Here is a 21,197-nt window from a genome sequence, read left to right on the forward strand (position 1 = left end):
CCCCCGGCCGCGCGGCCGGGAAAGGACCCGGCGGCTTAGACGTCCCGGCGTTTCAGCAGGACGGCAGCCAGCAGGACGGGAACCACCACCCAGGCGCCGAGGACCAGCCCTGCCTGCCACGCTTCAAGGGTGTCCGGAACGTGCTGGACAGCCGTCAGCGGCTCAACGGTGTTTCCGGGCAGGTACTTTCGGGCTTCCTTGAAGAAATCCCCGGGAATGAGCTGGAAGGCAAGGGGTGCCACGAAGAAGATGCCCACCAGGCTCATGATGCCACCGGCGGAATTCCGAAGCAGCGTGCCCAGGGCCATGCCGATGGCGGCGACCGCGGCCACATAGATGCTGTTGACCAGGAGGAGCTTCACCGACTGGGAACTGCCCAGGTCCAGTTTCAGGCCGTAGTTGTCCAGGATGGGCACGGCCACCAGCCCGGCCACCCATGTGGACACGGCGGTGACCACGAAGGACGTCACCATCACCACCACCAGCTTGGCGGCGAATGCGGGGATCCGCTTGGGCACGGCTGCGAAGGTGGACCGGGCCATCCCCGTGGTGAACTCCGAACTCATCAGGAGCACACCCAGCGACCCCAGGATCAGTTGTGCGAAGGCGATACCTGATGTGGGTGCGCTGATGGCAAGATCCCCGCCCTGGGATGCCATCCGCGCGGCCGCCTGCGGATCCCGGGTGGCAGCGTCTGTGAACTGGCCCGTTCCCCACGCGGACAGCGCGCCGAATCCCACCATGACCACTGCCGTGGAGGCGAGCAGGATCAGGGTGGAGAGAAGGCTCCGGAATTTAATGAGTTCCGAGTTGAGGACCCGGAAAAAGGTGGGGCCGGGAAGGGACCGTCCGGCGTTGCGGGAGGCTGGTCCGGCGGGGGACTGCGCCGGTTCGCGGGAGGACATGGCTTCAGTGGTTGTGGAACTCATTACTTGCTGACCTCCGCGGCGGGCAGGGAGTGGTATTCGACGTCGTCCTTGGTCAGTTCCATGTAGGCCTCCTCGAGGCTGGCCACGAGGGGCGTGAGTTCATAGACCATGATCTGGTTTTCCAGGGCGGCTGCCGCAATAGTTTTGGGCTCCAGGCCCGTTACTTCGAGCAGCTCCCGTTCCGGCACGTCAATGGCGGCGCCCGTTGGGTAAGCAGTTGATGAAGCCGGTCAGGCTGGTCGGTGCGGACGCGGACCCGTGACTGCCCCTTGCCGGTGATGATGTCCTTGATGGGGGCATCGGCAATCACCTGGCCGCGGCCAATGACGATCAGGTGGTCGGCAGTCTGCGCCATCTCGCTCATCAGGTGGCTCGACAGGAACACCGTGCGACCCTGCCCGGCAAGGTACCGCACCAGGTTCCGCACCCACACCACGCCCTCGGGGTCCAGGCCGTTGACCGGTTCGTCCAGGATGAGGGTCTGCGGGTCCCCCAGCAGGGCGGCCGCGATACCCAGCCGCTGGCCCATGCCGAGTGAAAAACCGCCGGCCTTCTTGCGGGCCACCGCCTCCAGCCCGGTCATTTCGATCACCTCGTGCACCCGGGCCTTGGGAATGCTGTGTGTGGCCGCCATGGCCAGCAGGTGGTTGTAGGCGCTGCGGCTCGTGTGGACCGCTTTGGCGTCAAGCAGGGCACCCACCTGCCGCAGTGGCGCCTTGTGCCGGACGTATGGCAGGCCGTTCACCGTGACAGACCCGGACGTGGGCCGGTCCAGTCCCATGATCATGCGCATGGTGGTGGACTTTCCTGCCCCGTTGGGCCCCAAAAAGCCGGTGACTTGCCCTGCCTTCACGGTGAAACTGACACCGGCCACAGCGGTTTTGGCGCCATAGACCTTGGTCAGCCCGTTTGCCTCGATCATGAATCATCCTTTGGACGGCAGCGCTCGGCTGCAGACGGTTTTCGGTGGGTGTTCACGCCCCACGCTACCGAGGTGCGGCAGCTTATCGCCCCGAATCAGGGATGATTCAGGGGAGAATCAGGGTCCTCCCGCGCCCTCCCTGTCCGGAGGGGTCCGCCTGGCCGGGGACTTCCGCCCGCTCAGGGCCGTGGTGAGTAGTACGTCAGGGCTCTGGGCCGGACCTTGTAGGCCACGCTTCGGACTCCGGCCAGGGCCTCTCCGTCCACTGCCAGAGCCATGGGGGCGCCATCCGCGTCGATCCTGACCTGCGTGGCCTCCCGCAGATGGGTGATCCGGGAGCTTGCCACAGTGCCGGTGAGCACGGACCAGAGCAGGCGCAGCCTTGCAAAGGACTCATCGGCGGTGATCAACCGGACATCCAGCACGCCGTCGTCCATGACGGGCCGGATCAAGGGGGCGTGGTCACGGGGGTAGTAGCGGCCCCGGCCCAGGTAGGCGATCCATACCTTGTGCCGCTTCCCATCCACGGTGATCGTGGTGGGCGTACCCGCCGCAAAGGTTCTGAACATGGCAGCCACGCCGGCCAGCGGTTTTCCGAGCGCAGGCTGCAGGTGCTCCCGCCGCCGGACAAAGTTCGGGTAGAGGCCGATGCTCGAGGTGTTCAGCATGGCCACCTCGGATACCTCCGGGTTCCCGGCCAGGCCCCGCTCCGCGGTGACCACTCCGATGTCTGCCAGCGCGGCTTCACCGTTGCCCGCCGCCCGCACCGCGTCCTTCAGGCTCCCCGTTCCCGTATCCCGGGCAAAGTGGTTCAGGGTACCGCCGGGGAGGACCAGCAAGGGCAGAGAGCGTTCGACGGCGGCAGCGGCCGCGGCGCCCACGGTTCCGTCCCCGCCCCATACGCCCAGGGCACGGGTACCAGGCAAGTCGGCGGTGGCGGCGATTCGCCGCACCAGATCCTCGTCAGGCTGCACGGTATTTATATGCGCTCTGGGAAATACTTCCTGCAAGGCAGCCGCTGTCTCCTCCTTGAAGGAGCCGCCCAGGGTGTTGACCACGATGCTGAGGCCTTCACCGCCAGGCAGTTCGGGCGCATTGGTCCATGCCCGGGTGGTCTGCGGGATGGGCGGGCGGACAGGCCACCAGTGGCGCGTTACCAGGGCAGCACCTGCCCCGAGGGCTGAACCGAACAGAACGTCGGAGGGCCAGTGCGCACCGGTGTGAACCCTCGAGTAGGCCACCCCCAGGGCAGCGGGGGCCAATGCCGCGCCCAGGGCGGGGCGGACCAAACCCACTCCTACGGCGAACGCTACGGCAGATGCTGAATGGCCGGAGGGCATGGAGGAACTGGTGGGCTGGGGATGTACGAAGCGGAAGACCGGCAAATGTTCAGGAAGCGGACGGGTCCGGGGGAGCAGTGTCTTGAAGACCATGTTGGTCACGGCCGAAGCCGTCCCCTGGGCAATCAGGCCGTGCAGGGCGGCCCTCCTCGTCTTGCCCGGGAAGAGCGCCATCACCGCAGCCGCCCCGATCCAGAGCCTGCCCTGGTTGGCTGAGGCGGAAAGCCGCCGGAAGAAGACGTCGTGGTTACCGCCCGGCAGGTCGGAAACATGCCTCAAAAGGTATCTATCCAGGCGGCTGATCCAGGTCCGGCCCCTTGGCCTGCTGCTTTGCATGTGATCACCCTAACCCCAACGGCTATTCCCGTTCAGTTGCCTCCTGCACTGCGGGCTCCACTTCAAACTGCAGCGGCCGGGCCGCACCTGCCAGCAGCAGAGCCACCAAAATCGGTGCCATGATCGCCAGCAGGGCGGTATGGATCCCGGTGAGGTCACCCAGGTAGCCAAGCAGCGGCGGTCCAGCCAGGAATGATATATACCCCAAAGTGGATACAACAGAAACGCGCGCCGCTGAGTGTTGCGGGTCGTCGGATGCCGCGGACATCCCCATCGGGAAGGCGAGGGCGGCGCCCACACCCCAGAGGGCCGCACCAATGCCTGCCAGCCAAATGTCGGCTGCCAGCACAAAGAGTCCCAGGCCCGCAGCTGCCGCCGCCATGCTGGCCCGCAGCACGGCAACCCGTCCATACTTATCGATGACACGGCCGCCCAGGAAGCGCATGGCCGTCATGGCCAGGACGAACAGGGCGAACATGAGGGCGCCGGTGGATTCTGAGGTGGCAAGGCCGTCCACGGATGCCTTGGCAATCCAGTCGTTTCCGGCCCCCTCCGTGAGCGTGGCGCCCAGCACCACCACACCGATCAGCAGCGTGCGGCTGTCCCGCCAGGCGGACGGACCTTTGGCAGGCTTCGGAGCCCCCTCCACAATGGCTGTTGCCAGGTGGGGGAGGAAATAGCGTGGCACCGCCAGGGCCACAACGACCACCACGGCGGCGATCACCAGGAGATGCAGCGGAAGGTCCACGCCCAGGGTGGACAGCCCGGCGCCCACGAGGGCACCCACGAACGCGCCGCCGCTGAAGGCCGCATGGAACTGCGGCATGATGGTCCGCCGCAGTTTGTGCTCCACGTCTGCACCTTCAATATTCTGCGCAACGTCCCACAGCCCGATGCCGATGCCGAAAAAGAACAGCGACACCGCCGTACCGGGGATGGAGGTCGACGAAAGGGACATCGCTATGCCCACGCCTGCCGCCGCCGCCAGCAGGCCCGCAAAGCGCACGGTGTTGGCGGTACCGATCCGGCCCACCACCAATCCGGCAGTGGGCAGCGCGAGCAGGGAGCCGATGGCCGTGCACAGCAGCAGGGTGCCCATTTGGCCGGACGTGATCTGCAGCGTCTGGGTCACGGCTGGAATCCTGGCCGCCCAACTGGCGAAAACAAGCCCGTTGATGCCGAAGACCACGAACGTGGCTGCGGCGGCAGCTTTCAGTCCTGCGTGCTGTTCCATCCCGGTGTTGGTGCTCATACGCTCACTACTTCCACTGAGTATTTTTCGAGTCCTGCCTTGTCCTGTGCACCGAATTGCCGGTCAGTGACGATGATGTCCACGCGGTCCAGGCCGGCCACGAGTGCCCGCGCGCTGGCCTGCCACTTTGCCGCCGAGGCCGCCACCACCACCCGTGCTGCCGATTCCAGCCCTGCTCTCTTGACTGCTGCATCGTCCAGGTCGTGGGCCAGCAGGCCGTCCTTGAAGTCCACTGCGCAGGGGGTAATCACGGCGGTATCAAACCGCAGGGACCGGATATTGGATTCGGCAAGGGGCCCGCGGAAACAAAGTTCGCCGGGCACTACGCTCCCGCCCGGCAGCAACAACCCAGGCCGGGCCCCCGCACCTCCGTCGCCCCCGGTTGCCGCGTTGAGGGCCTGGAGGGACATGGGCATCAGGGTCAGCTCCCGGCCTGCCACGGCCCGCGCCACCTCAGTTGCCGTGCTTCCGCTGTCCAGCCACACGTGTTCCCGCTCGGCCAACAGGCCCGCCACAGCAGCCGCTATGCGCGCCTTGGCGTCCCGGTCCTCCAGCTCGCGCTGCCCGTAGCCGGGGTTCTGCCCCTGTCCAATCAGGCTCCTGGCACCGCCGTGGACCCTGCGGAGGACGCCATGGCCGGCCAGGATCTCCAGGTCGCGTCGGATGGTGGCGCCGGACGCACCGCAAGCCAGCATCAGCTGTTCAACGCTCGCTTCAGACTGTTGCCGGAGGATTTCGGCAATAGTCCGGTGCCGCTCATCCGTCTTCATGATCAAATGCTATCAAATTTTGATCATTTGCTCACAAGAAAAGACGAACGTCTCAGCGGACGCGGTCAACCCTTTGCTCATCCCACACTGGCTCCGCGGACTCGTACACTTTTCCATCCGAGCCGAACACCAGGAACCGGTCGAAGGTCCGCGCGAACCAGCGGTCATGCGTGACCGCCAGGACGGTTCCCTCGAAGTGGTCGATTGCGCGTTCCAGGGCCTCGGCCGAATGCAGGTCCAGGTTGTCCGTGGGCTCGTCCAGCAGGAGCAGGGTGGCACCGCTGAGCTGCAGGAGCAGGATCTGGAACCGAGCCTGCTGGCCGCCGGAGAGGGACTCGTACTTCTGCTCCGACTGCCCCGCCAGGCCGTAACCGTCCAGGGCTCCGGCGGCGGCTTCGCGGCCCAGGCCGGACCGGTGCTCGTCCCCACGGTGCAGGATCTCCAGCAGGGTCTTGCCCAGGAGGTCGGGCCGGACATGGGTCTGCGCGAAGAAGCCCGGCCGGATCCGGGCACCGAGCTTCACGGTCCCTTCATGCGGCACCTCCGCGATCTGCACATCCGAGACGGGCAGGTGCTCGCGTTCGGGATCCGTGCCGCCGGTGGCCAGCAGCCGCAGGAAGTGCGACTTGCCCGAGCCGTTGGATCCAAGCACACCCACGCGGTCGCCGAACCATACCTCGGTGGAGAACGGTTTCATCAGGCCGGTCAGTTCCAGCCGCTCCGCCACGATGGCGCGCTTGGCGGTCCGGCCGCCCTTGAGCCGCATCTGGACGTTCTGCTCGATGGGCAGGGCCTCGGGCGGCCCAACTTCAAGGAACTTGGCCAGCCGGGTTTGGGCAGCGTGGTAGCGGTTGGCCATGTCGGAACGGAAAGCGGCCTTGTTCTTGTACATGTTGACGAGTTCCTTGAGCTTGATGTGCTCCTCGTCCCAGCGTTTGCGGAGTTCCTCGAAGCGCGCGTTCCGGTCCGCGCGCGCCTCCACGTAGGAGCCGAAGCCGCCGCCGTGGATCCAGGCCGCGGCGCCGTTGATGCCCGGTTCAAGGGTGACGATGCGGCCAGCGGCGTTGTTGAGCAGCTCGCGGTCGTGGCTGATGAAGAAGACAGTCTTCCTGGAGTCGTTCAGCTTTTCCTCAAGCCAGCGCTTCCCCGGGACGTCCAGATAGTTGTCCGGCTCGTCCAGGAGCAGGAGATCGTCCGGGCCGGCAAACAGTGCCTCCAGTACCAGCCGCTTCTGCTCGCCACCGGAAAGGGTCGACGCCGGGCGGTGCTGCGCGCGGTCATAGGGCAGTCCCAGCGCGGCCATGCAGACCTCGTCCCAGACGGTTTCGACGTCGTAGCCTCCGGCGTCCCCCCAATCCACGATGGCCTGGGCGTACCGCATCTGGGTGGGCTCGTCGTCGTGCTCCATCATGGCCAGCTCGGCCTCATCAACCTCGCGGGCAGCAGCCGCCAGCGCCGGGGGAGCGGCAGACACCAGGAGGTCACGGACCGTGGAGCCGTCCCGCACCTGGCCCACGAACTGGCGCATGATGCCCATGGACCCGGAGCGGCCCACCACGCCCTCGTCCGGAACCAGGTCCCCGGCAATGATCCGGAACAGCGTGGTCTTGCCGGTGCCGTTGGGACCAATCAGGGCGGTCTTGGTGCCGTCCGGGACCTTGAAGGTGACCCCGTTCAGCAGCTGGGTGCCGTCGGAGAGGAAGTAGTCGATGCCGGAAACGTCAATATGGGCCACACCGTCAATCCTCCCATGCCGCTTCCTAGCCGGCGGCGGTGAGGAACTGCTTCAGCAGCGGACCGGAGGTGGTGGCGCCCAGGCCGCCGTCCTCCACGAACACGGCCACAGCCAGGTCACCGTGGACGGCCACGATCCAGGCGTGGGTCTTGGGCGGGTTCTCGGTTCCGAACTCGGCGGTTCCCGTCTTGGCTCCCACCGGTGCGCCGGGGACGCTGGAGAGGAATCCAGCGTGGCCGGAGGTGACGACGGCGCGCATCATGTCTGCGAGCGATGCCGCCTCGGCTGCGGTGATGGGTTTGTCCGACGCCGTGGATGGCGCCTCGGCCGTGGCGGTGGCGCTCGGTTCGGCTGCCGGCGCGGTGGACCCTGCCGTGGTTCCGGCGGCGGGAGCGCCGGCGTCGGGATTGAGGACCAGCTGCGCCGAAACCGGGGCGCCCTTGGCGACCGACCCGGCCATGATTGCCGCGGCCAGCGGGGACAGCAGCACCTTGCCCTGCCCAATCATTGAAGCCGCGTGTTCGGTGCCCTGGGCCTGGCCGGGCACGGAGCCCAGGAAAGCTTCGGCGCCAAGTTTTGGCGCTTCCACCGCAACGCCCATGGACGTGGCGGCGGCTTCAAGCTGGCCCTGGGTCACAGAGTCCCGCTGGGAAATGAAGGCCGTGTTGCAGGAGTGCGCAAAAGCGTCCCGCAGGGTGACAGCACCCAGCGAGGTTTCGGGGTAGCCTTCGGAATTTTTGAAGGTCCGTCCATCAACGTTGAGCGTGGGAGTGCACTGGACGGTGGAATCCGGCGTCATGCCGTTGCGGAACATCGCCAGGGAATCCACCATCTTGAAGATGGAACCCGGCGCATACTGTCCCAGCATGGCGGTGTTGTAGCCGTTGCTGCCCGGTCCGGATGCAGCAGCCAGGACAGCGCCGGTGGAGGGACGCAGGGCCACGATGGCCGATGCCGGTTTGACCCCCTCCAATGTGCTCTCCGCCAGCGTCTGCAGCCGGGGATCGAGGGTGGTTTTCAGTGGTGTCCCGGGCTTGGGGTCCACCTGGAACAGGACGCGGCGGGGGTCGGTGCCGGCCGACTGTATCTGTTCGCGGGTCAGGTCGGCCCGCTGTGCGCGGATGACGACGGCGTCTGAGCCGCGGAGCTGTTGATCGTACTGCTGCTGGAGACCGCCGATGCCGGTGACGTCGCCTGCAGCCAGCTTGCCTTCCGAGGCCTCAATCTGCTCTGCGGAGGCTTCGCCCACCGAGCCCAGCACGGCACGGGCAAACGTACGGCTGGGGGCCAGCGGGATCGATGCCGGGATGCCCCGTGCACCCGGGATGGCCTGGATCTGCTGGTCGGAGATGGTCCGGCCCTCTTCCCGCAGGGTGATCGCGGAAACAAAGGCCTGTTCACCGGCGGCCTTGACCTGCTGCACGTAGGCGGCAGGATCCACGCCCACCAGGGCAGCAAGCTTGCCGGCGGAATCGGCCGGGTCTGCGCCCCCCAGTTGGGGCTTGTCGATGCCCACGTTCACCACGGGGCGGTAGGTCACCAGCGGGACGTCACCGGCACCCAGGATGTCCGCACGTTTAGGCGACTGGGAGCCCTTGGTCACGATCTCGCTGTCCGCAAGGCCCGGTGCCAGCAGGGCAGGGTCCCAGACGGTGAGCCACTTGTCGCCGGACTTCTTGAAGTTCGCCGCAATGGTGTACTTCCACTCGGCCTCGCCAAACTTCCAGGTGTAATTCAGCGGGGCAGAGGCCTTATCGCCGTCGAGCGTGAGCGCGCCTGCCTGGACCTGCGGCTTCTGCGGATCCAAGGCCGCGAAGACCTGGTGGAGCTGGTCGTTGGCCGCTGCAGCGTCCTTGCCCTCAAAGGCCACGGCCCCTACATCCAGGGCCGAGACCGCGCTGGCCAGTTGTTGAACGGCGGCTTCCGCCCCGGACTTTCCGTCATCGCAGGCCACCAGCGAGGTTCCGAGGATGAGCGCAGCTACGGCAAGCGAAAGTTTTGTTGATTTCCCCATCGCGCCATTATCCCCCGGGCCGCCCACCTGCAGCGCCACCGGAGATGAAAGGCATGGCGTAACAAGCGCCCGTCGCAACCACGCCCAGGCCGGCCTTTGGGCCTAGGCGAGTCCCAGGTCCGGGACCGGCAGCTTGAAGACATCCTTAAGGGCGTGCTTTGCCGCATGCATCCCCGGCATGCCTGTCACCCCCGGCCCCGGTGGCGTTGACGATGAGCAGAGGTAGACGCCCAGCAGCGGCGTACGCCACGGGACGGGGGAGACCACGGGCTTCTGGATAAGCCCCCGGACGTCCATGATGCCGGCACTGAAGTCACCCCCGATGTAGTTGCGGTTGTACTCAGCCAGCTCCGCTGCGGTGATGACGTGCGATTCCACCACCAGGTCGCGGAAGCCCGGAGCGAACCGTTCCAGCTGGGACACAATGTGGTTGGTCATGTCCTTTGTCGAGCCGGCGGGCACGTGACAGTAGGTCCAGAGGGTGTGCCGCCCGGCAGGGGCGCGGCTGGAGTCGAAACAGGATGGCTGGGCCACGAGCACGTAGGGCCGGTCGGGGTGGCGTCCGGCGCTGACCTCGTTTTCCGATCTCGCCAGTTCCGCCCGCGTGCCGCCCACGTGGACAGTACCGGATTCGGAAAGTCCGCTGGCCTGCCACGGCACGGGCCCGGACAGGATGAAGTCCACTTTGCAGGAGCCGTTGCCGTAGCGGAAGCGCTCCAGTGCCCGCCGGTAGTGGCCAGGAAGTGATTCCCCTGCCATGTCCAGGAGTCCCCGGGGTGCCACGTCCAGCAGGGTGGCCCGGGCAGCCGGAAGCTGCTGCAGCCGGTCTATCGGTGTCCCGGTATGGATCACGCCTCCATGGGCGCGGATGTCATCAGCCAGTGCTGCCGCTATCGCGGCAGAACCGCCGCGGGGGATGGGCCATCCACCTGCATGCCCCAGGGCGCCAAGCATGAGGCCGGCCCCGGACGCGGCCAGGGACGGCAAGTGCGAAATGGCGTGCGCCGCCACCCCGCTGAGCAGGGCCGGGGCAAGCTCGTCCCGGAACCGGAGGTTCCAGAGCCCGGTTCCCTGCTCCATGGTCCGCAGCCCGTAAATGCCGGCCACAAGCGGGTTTCGCGGGATCCGGAGGAGCTGGTTCTGGGTGAACTCCATGACGTCGTCGATATGGCGGACCAGCGGTTCCATGAGCCTCCGGTACGCCGGACCGTCCTGCCCAAGTACCTCCGCGGTCTTGTCGAGGGATTTGTAGGCCAACGCCGCGCGGCCCCCCTCCAGTGGAGACCCGAAAGACACGTCCGGGGTGATCAGGTCCACCCTCCGGGGCAGCTCGAAGGCGCGGAAGAAGGGTGAAGCAACGGCCATCGGATGCACCGCGGAGCAGACGTCATGGAAGTGGCCGGGCTGCATCAACTCGGTGGTCCGCGTGCCTCCGCCGATCTTCGGTGCGGCCTCGAAGACCTCCACCGACAGCCCGGCGCGTGCCATGACCGCTGCTGCCGAGAGCCCGTTCGGGCCGGAGCCAACTACCGCAACATCAACCATGGGACCTTGCTTTCAAAGTGAGGGCGAAGCTTGGGAAGGGAGGGGCGAAGCGGAGCCGCGCCGGATGCGCCACCGGAACCGGTCTGGTGCGTCCGCGAAAGGCCCTCCGTGCGGATCATCAAGGTGGTGCCGGCGGATGGGGTCGTAGACGGGGTTGTAGATATCCCAGGTGACGCGTGCCATGAGGTACGCCACCGCGGCCATGTGCGCGACAACGGCGAGGACGTAATACGGCATGTCCAGGTTGTGCTGGGAGGCACCTGCGCTGGTCACCTGTCCAAGGTACATCCAGATCGCGGCCCAATGCAGGGCTTCGATGCCCTGCCACACCAGGAAGTCGCGCCACCGCGGCCGGGCCAGCGCCAGCAGCGGAATCAACCACACCACGTATTGGGGCGAATAGACCTTGCTGGTGAGGATGAAGGCCGCGACGATCAGGAACGCCAACTGGGCTATGCGGGGACGGCGGGGCGCGGCAAGGGCTGCAAGGCCGATCCCGGCACAGGCCAGCGCAAACAACCCGGCAGACAGGATACTGACGCCGTCGGCACCGAGCCCGGACCAGCCCAGCCTGCCCGCCACCAGATTGTAGGCGAACCAGGGGGAACTGTAGCCGGCGCCCCGATCGGCGCTGTACTGGAAGAAAAAGGCCCAGCCGGAGGGGTTCACCGCCGCGAACGGCAGATTGACCAACAGGCACGTGGCGGCTGCACTGCCGCCGGTCACCAACAGCGGCCGCCATTTACCTGACCGGATGGCGAGCAGCAGGATGGCTCCGAGTACCAGCACCGGATACAGCTTGGTTGCTGTGGCCAGCCCAATCAGCACCCCGGCAAGGACAAGCCGGTTCCGGGCGAAAAAGTACATGCCCACGGCAAGCAGGCAGGCAGCCCATAGGTCCCAGTTAATGGTGCCGGCCAGCACGATTCCGGGGGCCAGGGCCACCATGGCCGCGTCCCAGGGGCGGCGGCCGGGCATGCGCGCAACCACCACCACGGTGACCATGGCCACCGCCGCCAGCAGCACAGCGTTAGTGTCAAAGTAGGCCAGGGCCATGGCATTGGGGTCTCCGCCGGGCACCAGCCAGGCCGTGACCCCTGCGATGAGTCCTATGAGCACGGGGTATTCGAACTGGCTGCCGCTGCCCAGGATGGGGAAGACCCCCGCTGCCATGCCACGGTTCCGGAACAGCTCGGGGAAGTCCGAATAGCAGGTGGCGTAGAATTGTGTGGGAGTCTCCCAGCCGTTGACCCTGCAGTATCCCTTCAGCAGGATCCCCACCAGGGCTGCCATCGCAGTGAGGACCACCAGCACCCGCTCCACGGTGAAGATGCCGGGGGAGACCACACCGGGATCGGTCCGGGCCCCCAGCGGGCCGCCGAGCACCTCCGTGAAATTCCGCAGCAGGTCATCGCTCCGGCTGGGCACGACGATTCGTGGCCGTCGTGCTTCCTCCGGCGGCTGGGTCTCGTGCATGCAATCGAGCTTACAGGCGGCCCCGTCCCAGGAGATCAGTGTCCGGCAGGATCGGGGCCGGCTGTCAGCGCAGGCCGCCCAGCTGCTGGTGCATGAGCAGGAAAACATCATTCCGGTGCTGCTCCAGCAGGGCGACGTTGAAGGAACTGCGGCGCTGCAGGGGGCGGGACAGGAGTCCCATGATCACTCGCATCAAGCGAACCACCTCCTTTCATTGATCGTCAGGTGCAAAAGGGCATGGCGAATTAGCGCCGCTTTATGGCGCAAAGAAACACATAAATAAGGGCGCGCTAAATTCCACAAAAGGGATTAGTCACAATTGCACAAGAAAGCGCAATTAAGGGTGCCTGACCATGGAGAAGCTGAGGCGAAACCACACAAAGCCGAATGCAAAGCTCTCCGAGCAGGGCTTATTCGACCAAAGAGCAGTGGCTATGCCGGAAGCTGGTCCGGGAAGTCAGTGAAGAAGCGCAGCGTTCCGGGCAGGCCAAGTGCCGTGGCCGAAGCCGTGAAAGGAGTCCCGCAGGGACGCCGATGCAGGTACCGGTTAGCGGCGCCGCAGCCAGCCCGGAAAGGCTGGTGTACGGCGGGAACCGGAGGTGACCGGGGCTACGCGTGCATCATCAGCAAAGGCCGGGAACGCATTGACGGAGGCATTCCATTCGCCAGTCAAAGTCATCATTTTCCCAACCTCCTTTTCTGCTGTCCGCTGCGTAGGGTGCGATGCGGTCTTCGACCCGGGCAGATCACCGTGGGGTCAGGAATAAAGCTACCGCAGGAATCAGCAAAATGCCAGCAATTTCCCGGAAAAGATCAGAAACTAATAAAAACGAAGGTTTACAGGCCCCAGCGCACAATAGCGGGCGTCTTTTTATCCCATCCCAAAGTGCACACCTTGGCGGTTCCCAGGATAAAGTGCCGGCCCTCGGTGGGCGGCAATTCCAGCCAGCGCGCTGTGAGGATCCGGGAGAAATGCCCGTGTGCCACGATCAGCACGTTGTCCATGCCGGATTCAAGGATCCGGCCGATGATCTTGTCCGCCCGCGCGGCCACCTCGTCCAGCGTTTCACCGTTGGGCACCCCGTGGGTCCAAATCAGGTAATCGGGGTTGTCCTTGCGGATCAGGTCCGAGCTGATGCCCTCATAGTCGCCGTAGTTCCATTCAACCGCGAGCGGCTCGTGCCGGGCGTCGGGGAAACCGGCCAGCTCAGCCGTCCGCCGGGCACGCCGCAGCGGAGAGGTGAGTACAAGGTCAAAGTCGACGCCGTCCAGCACCTTGCGGGCCTCCACGGCCTGCTGCTCGCCTTCCACCGTCAGCGGAAGGTCGGTCAGGCCGGTGTACTGCCCGCTCTTGGACCATTCGGTCTCACCGTGGCGGAGGATCCAGAGCTGCGGGCGCGGGGCAAAGGCGGAATTGGTCACTTGGACTCCTCAACGGATGAAGGTTCGACGACGGCGGGAGAGGCTTCTGCCCCGGGCACGGCAGGTGCGGATTCAGGCTGTTGGGCCCACCAGCGGAGCAGGCGCGCCTCCGCTTCCTCTGTGGGCAGCGGCCCGTGTTCCATGCGCTCATTAAGGAGGAACTTGTACGCGCGGCCTACCACGGGCCCCGGCTTGAGCTCCAGGAGGGCCATGATCGCCGCCCCGTCCAGGTCCGGGCGGACTGCGTCCAGGGATTCCTGTTCACGGAGTGCGGCGATCCGTTCTTCGAGATCGTCGTAGGCGAAGGACAGCCGGTCGGCCTTGCGCTGGTTGCGGGTGGTGACGTCGGATCGGGTGAGCCGGTGCAGCCGTTCCAGCAGGGGGCCGGCGTCGGTGACGTAGCGCCGCACAGCTGAGTCGCTCCAGCCGGCATCGCCGTAGCCGTAGAAGCGCATGTGGAGTTCCACCAGCCGCGCCACGGCCTTGGTGGTGTCATTGTCGAACCGCAGCGCCTTCATCCTTTTGGTGGTGAGCTTGGCGCCCACCATGTCGTGGTGCCGGAAGCTCACCGCGCCGCCCGGTTCGAAGCGTCGCGTAGCCGGCTTGCCGACGTCGTGCATTAATGCTGCAAAGCGCAGCACGAAGTCCGGGCCGGGCACAGGACCTTCCGCGTCGGTTTCAAGCCCGGCCGCCTGCTCCAGAACCTGCAGGGAGTGCTGATAGACGTCCTTGTGCCGGTGGTGCTCGTCGGATTCGAGGCGGAGGGCGGAAACCTCGGGCAGCACATGTTCCGCCAGCCCCGTGTCCACCAGGAGGTCGATGCCTGTCCGCGGCCGGGCGCCGCACACCATCTTCACCAGTTCGTCGCGCACCCGCTCGGCGGAAATAATCTTGATCCGGTCCGCCATGTTGGCCATTGCCTCCCGGACGTCATCGCGGACCGAGACCCCCAGCTGGGCGGCAAACCGGGCGGCGCGCATCATCCGCAGTGGATCGTCGGAGAAGGAGGCCTCCGGCGAACCGGGTGTGGCCAGCAGGGAGGCATGGAGGTCGCGAACGCCGCCGAAAGGATCCACCAGTTCCATGGACGGCAGCTTCAGCGCCATGGCATTGATGGTGAAGTCGCGGCGCAGCAGGTCATCGGTCAGGGAGGAGCCGAACGCCACCACGGGCTTCCGGGAATCCGGATCGTAGGCCTCCGCCCGGTAGGTGGTGATCTCAATCTGGAAACCGGCCTTGCGCATGCCGATGGTGCCGAAGGCCTTGCCGATCTCCCAGAAGTTGTCGGCCCACTTCTTGATCAGGGCCACGGTCTGGTCAGGTGTGGCGTCGGTGGTGAAGTCCAGATCGGGGGAAGTCCGGCCAAGGAACAGGTCGCGCACGGGCCCGCCCACAAGGGACAACTCGTGGCCGGCGTCCACGAAGCGCTGCCCGAGCTCCAGGACCACCGGATCCACCTTGAAGTCGACAGTGTGGGTATCAATCTTGTGATGTGCGTGCGACATAGTTCCTTAAGCTTGGCAGAAACCAGAGCCGCGGCAGTCCAAAAAAACATCCGGATCCGCGCTGGTTGGCGTTCCCCGGCAGAAACTACGTCATATCCCGTCCATGTTGGTGTCATGTTCCGGTCATCACCGGAGGGCAACAGTCGTTAGAGTGGACTCCATGGCCCATCCAGTACCGAGCGCTCCAGGCAGGAGGACGAACGCACCGTTGCCATCGGCAATCGGGGCGCACGTTGCCCCTGCCCAGCAGTCGGCACCGGCGTCGCTGCCTACGGTTGAGGAAGTCTCTGCCGGCGGCGTCGTGGTGGACACGTCCGACGCCGAACTGAGGGTGGCGATTATCGCCCGCCTTAACCGGGGCGGCCGGCTGGAGTGGTGCCTGCCGAAGGGCCATCCGGAGGGCAAGGAAAACAACGAAGAGGCTGCGGTCCGGGAAATTGCCGAGGAAACCGGCATCGAGGGCGTCATCCTGGCCCCGCTGGGCAGCATCGACTACTGGTTCACCGTCAGCGGGCACCGGGTGCACAAGACCGTGCACCACTACCTCCTGCGCGCCACCGGCGGCGAGCTCACCATCGAGAACGATCCGGACCAGGAGGCCGTGGACGTCGCCTGGGTGCCCATCCAGGAGCTGGCACGGAAGCTGTCCTTCCCCAACGAACGCCGCATCGCCGACCTCGCCCGCGAAGTCCTGCCGGGACACCTCTAAGCCCGGACGCCGCCGTCGTCATTGCGGTGTTAAGTGCCCGCGGGTGAGACGATGAAGTCGATGTCAGCTACCAACTTTCCTTCCGACCGGTCCGGCCGGCCCGATGATGCGGCACCCGATGGCGTGCCCCCCGAGCCGGCCGCGCCGGACATCGACCAGCCCGCAGCGGCGGGCGTCAGCGAGACGCGTTCCAGTGCCATCATGGCTGCGGGCACGCTCGTGTCGCGCTTCCTGGGCTTCGGCAAGACCTGGATGCTGGGTACTGCACTGGGCCTTGGCTCAACGGTCAATGACACCTTCATCAACGCCAACAACCTGCCCAACCTGATCTTCCTGCTGGTGGCCGGCGGCGTGTTCAATGCCGTGCTGGTCCCGCAGATCATCAAGGCCAGCAAGGCTCCGGACAGGGGAGCGGATTACATCAGCCGGCTGCTGACGCTGGCTGTCCTGCTCCTGTTCGGCCTGACGGCACTGGTTACCCTGGCAGCCCCCGCGGTGATCGAGCTGACCACCCAGGGCTACTCGCCGCAGCAAAAGGCCCTGGCGGTCACGTTCGCGTTCTGGTGCCTGCCGCAGATCTTCTTCTACGGCCTTTATGCCCTGCTCACCCAGGTGCTGAACGCCAACGGCAAGTTCGGCCCAGCCATGTGGGCGCCCATCCTGAACAACGTGGTGGCGATCGCCGGCCTGGCCATGTTTATTTGGATCTTTGGGCGCAACGAAGTCAATCCCCACAGCCTGGACAACTGGGGGCCCACGCAGACCCTGCTGATAGCCGGGTTCTCCACCATCGGCGTGCTGTCACAGACCGCCATCCTGCTGGTTCCGGTCTTCCGCCTCAAGCTCGGACTCCGTCCGCGGTTCGGGTGGCGGGGCGTGGGACTGGGCCACGCTGCCCGGCTGAGTATCTGGACGCTGCTGACGGCCGCCGTCGGGCAGCTCGCATTCCTGTACGTGATGCGCATTGCCACCATCCCCGGCGCCGAACGCATCCGGCTGCAGGAGGCGGGGGACCCGTCCGCCTCCACCCTTCCCGGCAACGCCGTCCTCGAGGTTGCCAGCCAGCTTTACCTGTTGCCGCACTCCATCATCGCGCTGTCCCTGGCCACGGTCCTGTTCAACCGGATGACCCGGGCGTCGCAGGACGGCAACCGCGCTGAGCTGCGCGATGCGCTCTCGCACGGGTTGCGGACCATGGCAGTGGCCACCGTTTTCGGTGCCCTGGCGCTGTTCGCCCTGGCCGGTCCGCTGGGCATGTTCTTCTCCGGTGGACTGCGCCAGGACGGCGTCATGCTGGCCCAGACGCTCACCATCCTGGCCCTCAGCACGCCGTTCATGAGCGCCAACTTCATGATGTCCCGCGTCTTCTACGCCAACGAGGACGCCCGCACGCCCTTCTACGTGCAACTGCTCCTCGCGGTGGTGTACGTGGCCGGTGCGTTCGCCATCCAGTTCCTGCCCGTGGGCCGGATCATCTACGCCATCGCCGTCCTTTATATGGTGGGCAACATCCTCTCCGTGGTCATCAGCGCGTTCTTCCTGCGGCGCATGCTGGGCAGCCTTGACGGGCCGCGGATCGCCAACTCCTACATCCGCATGGGGTACGCGGCCCTGGGTTCGGCCATTGCCGGCGCCGGTGCCCTGTGGCTGATGGGCAGCTACAACCCGGACGGCTTCGCGTGGAGCGGACGCCTCCAGGCACTGGTGACCGTCGCCGTGGCAGGACCCGTCATGCTGGCCGTCTACTTCCTGCTGCTGCGGCTGTTCCGGGTCTCCGAGCTCAGCGACATGCTCCGGCCCCTGCTGGGACGGCTTGGCCGCGGCGGCCCTGCCCCTGCCCCGGAAGCCGGGGACGCGCCGTCGTCCGCTCCTGCTGAAGGTTCCTCCGGGCACCGACCTGAACGGGCCACCACCTCCGTTGATACCGGCCTCATCCCGCGGATCTCCGGTGAGTTCGACGCCGTCTCCTTCCGTGCGGGACCGGATCCGCAGCGGGGCGTCCGCCGGCAGGAAACGCACGACGGCGGCGCCCGGCAGGGTGCCGAGGGAGGCTACCTGCCGGGCGAGGACCAGCCAGGCACGGCCCGTGGCGGCCTGCTCAGCGAACAGATTCCGCTCCCCGGCCGCCGGACCTACCAGGGCAAAGCCGGCGAAAACCCGTATTTCAACAGCCGGCGCAAGCGTAAAAAGTGACCCGGGTGTGGCCCGGCGCCCGTCTTCTCCGCGGTCGCCGGGGGCGGATCGGCTAGGATCGAACAGGTACAGGGGTAGTTGCATTCAGGGTTGGCCGTGCGCGGCGCCTGAACGGCGGTTGCGTCATCGAGGCCGGCAATCCCGGACAGTCTAGGAGGAACACGTGTCCAACCCGATCGATGTCGGATCAGTACTGGGCGGCCGCTACAAGGTCACCGCCACAGTGTTGGCCTCGCATGACCACGATCTGGTGCTGGACGGTGTGGACCAGGTCCTCAACCGCCCGGTCAGCATCCTGGTTGCCGGGCCCGATAACACGGAACAGGTTGCCCAGAGCGCCCGCGAAGTGGCCACCGGCGAACGCCCGGGCACCGTGCAGGTCCTGGACCTTGGCGTGACAGAGGACGCCACCTACCTGATCACCAACCACACATCTGCCGCTGACCTGCTGGACCTGGTGGTTACCCCGAATCCGCCCTACGTTGAACCCTTCTTCACGGACACCCTGGGCAGTGAAATCTTCGGCCAGCCGCGGTCCCACGAACCCGAGCCGTACGACGAGGAAGACCACGTTGAGGCCGGCTACATCAACTACGGTGATTCGCACCCCAGCCAGGTTGATCCGTACCGTGCCGCTCCCGCTGTTCCGCCGCGGCCTTCCGTTCGTCCCGCCGCACAGCAGCCTTCGCAGCAGCCCGCATCCCAGCAGCCCGCCTCCAACGGCCATCGCGGTGCCGGGGCAGCTGCCGGTGCAGCCGCGGGTGTCGCTGGTGCTGCCGCTGCTTCCGGTGCCGCTGCTTCCAAGGCAGGGACCGGAGCTTCCCGGGTGGACCCCGATGCCACTGCCGCCCAGCCGGTAGCCAACCGTGCCCCTTCGCCAACTGGGCGCGAAGGCTCCGCCGACGCGGACACGGGCCCCACCGACACTGCGGCCGCCGGCAGCACCCAGGCGCAGCCCGCGGCCGAGCAGCGCAAGCCGAAGGTTTCCCTGTGGTCCGAGGACGATTACACACAGGCGGGGGACCGGGACCGCTACGAGGAAGCTGACGAAGACCAGCACGAAACGCGGCCGGTCAAGGGCAAGTCTGCCCTGTTCGCCCGTGCGGCGGCTCCCGCTGCCGCCGGGGTCGCCTTCGCTGACCGGGACGACTACGACGATGACCGGGATGAATCCCAAAACCAGCCCCGTTCCATGCGCTGGCTGGTTGGGGGTTTGCTGGCCGTAGTCCTGATCGCCGGCCTGATTTTTGCTGTCACCAACCTGGGCAGCCTCTTCACCTCTGAACCGCAGGCGCAGCCAACGGCTGCACCGGCAGCCACCACCGCCGCGCCACAGGCGTCCGCTCCTGCAACGCAGGCAGCCCCCTCAAAACCCCCGGTTGTTCCGCCGGTCATCGAGAGTGTCAGCCGGCAGGGTAACTTCGACTTTGCCGCCACGTTCGACGGCGACTTGATCAAGGCGTACGACGGCAATGCCGCAAGCTACTGGTCTGACATGGAATTCGCCACGGAGAACTGGGGCGGCTTGGCCCCGCAGGGTGTTCCCCTCGTGGTGAAGCTGAAGAGCGAGTCCACCGTCTCTTCCATCACGCTCTCCCAGCTCGGGGGATCGGGCGGCAACATCAGCGTGTACACCAGTGACCGTCCCACCACGGACGGTGCCAAGCTGGTTGGAACCAGCAGCTTCACATCCACCGACTTGAACATGCCCCTCCCGGAGCCGGTGCAGGCACAGTATGTGATTGTGTCCATCAATTCACTGCCCAAGCTTGCGGCTCCCAAGACCCGTTACGGCTACGGCCTCCGGCTGGCTGAGATCAAGGTCCAGTAAGGCGAAGGCCCGAAAGGGCTTCACGACTGCGCATGTTACCTCCGGGAGCGGGCCAGCCTGGGCGGGAATGTAGTCTGAAAAATGCGCCCTACCTGCGACGGCTGGTCTTTCATCCTGCCGGTGGTTTGCTTTGCCGGGGTGCTGGAATATTCAGCACACGGACACAGTTGTGCCATGTGGCCGGCCTCCACGGGGAGGCGAGTCGAACAAGGAAGAGGTTCACGGTCCAGTGAGCATGGAAGAGAAGACGGCGTCGGACGTTCGCGACGTCATCATTGTGGGCTCGGGTCCGGCGGGCTATACGGCAGCCGTCTACACCGCCCGGGCGGACCTCAAGCCGCTGCTTTTGGCCGGGTCGGTGACTGCCGGCGGCGAGCTGATGAACACCACGGACGTGGAGAACTATCCCGGCTTCCCCGAGGGGATCATGGGGCCGGACCTGATGGAGAACTTCGAGAAGCAAGCCGCCCGCTTTGGGACGGAGATCCAGTTTGAGGATGTAATCGCTCTGGAACTGGAGGGGCCCGTCAAGACGGTCACCATCGCCACGGGGGAGACCTTCAAGGCCAAGGCTGTCATCCTCTCCACCGGATCTGCATACCGCGAGCTGGGGCTGCCCAATGAGAAACGACTCTCCGGTCATGGTGTTAGCTGGTGTGCAACCTGTGATGGTTTCTTTTTCAAGGACCAGGACATTGCGGTCATTGGCGGTGGCGACTCTGCCATGGAAGAAGCCCTGTTCCTTACAAAGTTTGCGAAATCAGTGACGGTTGTCCACCGCCGCGAGACGCTGAAGGCTTCCAAGATTATGGCCGACCGCGCGCTGGCCCACGAAAAGATCCGTTTCATCTGGAACAGCACTGTTGATGATGTGCTGGGGACTGACAAGGTCACCGGCCTTCGGTTGAAGAACCTGCTTGACGGCACTGAGTCAGAACTCGCTGTTACAGGTGTCTTCGTGGCAATCGGCAACGACCCGCGGACCGACCTCGTCAAGAACGTGCTCGCCCTGACTCCGGAAGGAACCATCGCGGTGGAGGGTCGCAGCTCAAAGACAAGCCTTCCCGGCGTGTTTGCTGCTGGTGATGTCGTTGACACTACCTACCGCCAGGCCATCACCGCCTCTGGTTCCGGCTGTGTGGCAGCAATTGATGTCGAACACTACCTGGCAGACCTGCCGGCATAATTCGTGCCCTGTTATCCGAAGAGAAAGATAGG

General features: G+C 65.8%; 16 protein-coding genes and 1 pseudogene. 4 read left to right on the forward strand and 13 right to left on the reverse strand.

What is annotated here, in order from left to right; translation table 11 throughout:
- Positions 1-35: 35 nt before the first annotated feature.
- From ACIGJD_RS20350 to ACIGJD_RS20410, 13 genes and pseudogenes are all read right to left on the reverse strand, one after another.
- Positions 36-929 (reverse strand): ABC transporter permease, encoded by an 894-nt coding sequence (locus ACIGJD_RS20350; protein WP_483687715.1) that lies wholly within the window; start codon positions 927-929, stop codon positions 36-38.
- Positions 929-1,851 (reverse strand): annotated as a pseudogene (locus tag ACIGJD_RS20355) (ABC transporter ATP-binding protein). Before ACIGJD_RS20355 ends, ACIGJD_RS20350 begins: the two are co-directional and overlap by 1 nt.
- Positions 1,852-2,030: 179 nt before the next feature.
- Positions 2,031-3,527 carry a phosphatase PAP2 family protein gene (locus tag ACIGJD_RS20360; protein WP_483687716.1) on the reverse strand — a complete coding sequence of 499 codons (1,497 nt, stop codon included), beginning with the start codon at positions 3,525-3,527 and terminating at the stop codon, positions 2,031-2,033.
- 22 nt (positions 3,528-3,549) lie between these two features.
- On the reverse strand, positions 3,550-4,779 hold the full coding sequence (locus tag ACIGJD_RS20365) for an MFS transporter (RefSeq protein ID WP_483687717.1): 1,230 nt from the start codon (positions 4,777-4,779) through the stop codon (positions 3,550-3,552).
- Positions 4,776-5,549, reverse strand: coding sequence for a DeoR/GlpR family DNA-binding transcription regulator (locus ACIGJD_RS20370; RefSeq protein WP_483687718.1), 774 nt, complete (start codon positions 5,547-5,549; stop codon positions 4,776-4,778). The genes ACIGJD_RS20365 and ACIGJD_RS20370 overlap by 4 nt, the downstream gene beginning before the upstream one ends.
- Before the next feature lie 52 nt (positions 5,550-5,601).
- Positions 5,602-7,284 (reverse strand): ABC-F family ATP-binding cassette domain-containing protein, encoded by a 1,683-nt coding sequence (locus ACIGJD_RS20375; RefSeq protein WP_483687719.1) that lies wholly within the window; start codon positions 7,282-7,284, stop codon positions 5,602-5,604.
- A 25-nt stretch (positions 7,285-7,309) separates the two neighbouring features.
- A complete protein-coding gene (locus ACIGJD_RS20380) occupies positions 7,310-9,298 on the reverse strand; it encodes a penicillin-binding transpeptidase domain-containing protein (RefSeq protein WP_483687720.1) in 1,989 nt (662 codons plus the stop codon).
- Between the two features lie 102 nt (positions 9,299-9,400).
- Positions 9,401-10,843 carry a phytoene desaturase family protein gene (locus ACIGJD_RS20385; protein WP_483687721.1) on the reverse strand — a complete coding sequence of 481 codons (1,443 nt, stop codon included), beginning with the start codon at positions 10,841-10,843 and terminating at the stop codon, positions 9,401-9,403.
- A gap of 12 nt (positions 10,844-10,855) precedes the next feature.
- Positions 10,856-12,319, reverse strand: a complete 1,464-nt coding sequence (locus ACIGJD_RS20390; RefSeq protein ID WP_483687722.1) for a glycosyltransferase family 87 protein — start codon at positions 12,317-12,319, stop codon at positions 10,856-10,858.
- A gap of 64 nt (positions 12,320-12,383) precedes the next feature.
- Positions 12,384-12,515: a hypothetical protein gene (locus tag ACIGJD_RS20395; protein WP_483687723.1), complete on the reverse strand. Its 132-nt coding sequence runs from the start codon at positions 12,513-12,515 to the stop codon at positions 12,384-12,386.
- 351 nt (positions 12,516-12,866) lie between these two features.
- A complete protein-coding gene (locus ACIGJD_RS20400; protein ID WP_483687724.1) occupies positions 12,867-13,001 on the reverse strand; it encodes a hypothetical protein in 135 nt (44 codons plus the stop codon).
- 155 nt (positions 13,002-13,156) lie between these two features.
- Positions 13,157-13,741 (reverse strand): histidine phosphatase family protein, encoded by a 585-nt coding sequence (locus ACIGJD_RS20405; RefSeq protein ID WP_142132017.1) that lies wholly within the window; start codon positions 13,739-13,741, stop codon positions 13,157-13,159.
- Complete coding sequence (locus ACIGJD_RS20410; protein WP_483687725.1) at positions 13,738-15,246, reverse strand: CCA tRNA nucleotidyltransferase; 1,509 nt, start codon at positions 15,244-15,246, stop codon at positions 13,738-13,740. The genes ACIGJD_RS20405 and ACIGJD_RS20410 overlap by 4 nt, the downstream gene beginning before the upstream one ends.
- 208 nt (positions 15,247-15,454) lie before the next feature.
- On the opposite strand from ACIGJD_RS20410, the gene ACIGJD_RS20415 reads away from it, so the two are divergent.
- The 4 genes from ACIGJD_RS20415 (at position 15,455) to trxB (ending at position 21,165) form a co-directional block, all read left to right on the forward strand.
- Entirely contained in the window at positions 15,455-15,955 is a 501-nt protein-coding gene (locus ACIGJD_RS20415; RefSeq protein WP_142132013.1) for an NUDIX hydrolase, read from the forward strand.
- A gap of 60 nt (positions 15,956-16,015) precedes the next feature.
- A complete protein-coding gene (gene murJ / locus ACIGJD_RS20420) occupies positions 16,016-18,148 on the forward strand; it encodes a murein biosynthesis integral membrane protein MurJ (RefSeq protein WP_483687726.1) in 2,133 nt (710 codons plus the stop codon).
- Positions 18,149-18,311: 163 nt separating this feature from the next.
- On the forward strand, positions 18,312-19,979 hold the full coding sequence (locus tag ACIGJD_RS20425) for a discoidin domain-containing protein (RefSeq protein WP_483687727.1): 1,668 nt from the start codon (positions 18,312-18,314) through the stop codon (positions 19,977-19,979).
- Between the two features lie 235 nt (positions 19,980-20,214).
- Positions 20,215-21,165 (forward strand): thioredoxin-disulfide reductase, encoded by a 951-nt coding sequence (gene trxB, locus ACIGJD_RS20430; protein WP_483689553.1) that lies wholly within the window; start codon positions 20,215-20,217, stop codon positions 21,163-21,165.
- Positions 21,166-21,197: the final 32 nt, after the last annotated feature.

It is taken from the genome of Arthrobacter sp. E1SS-5, assembly GCF_057073715.1.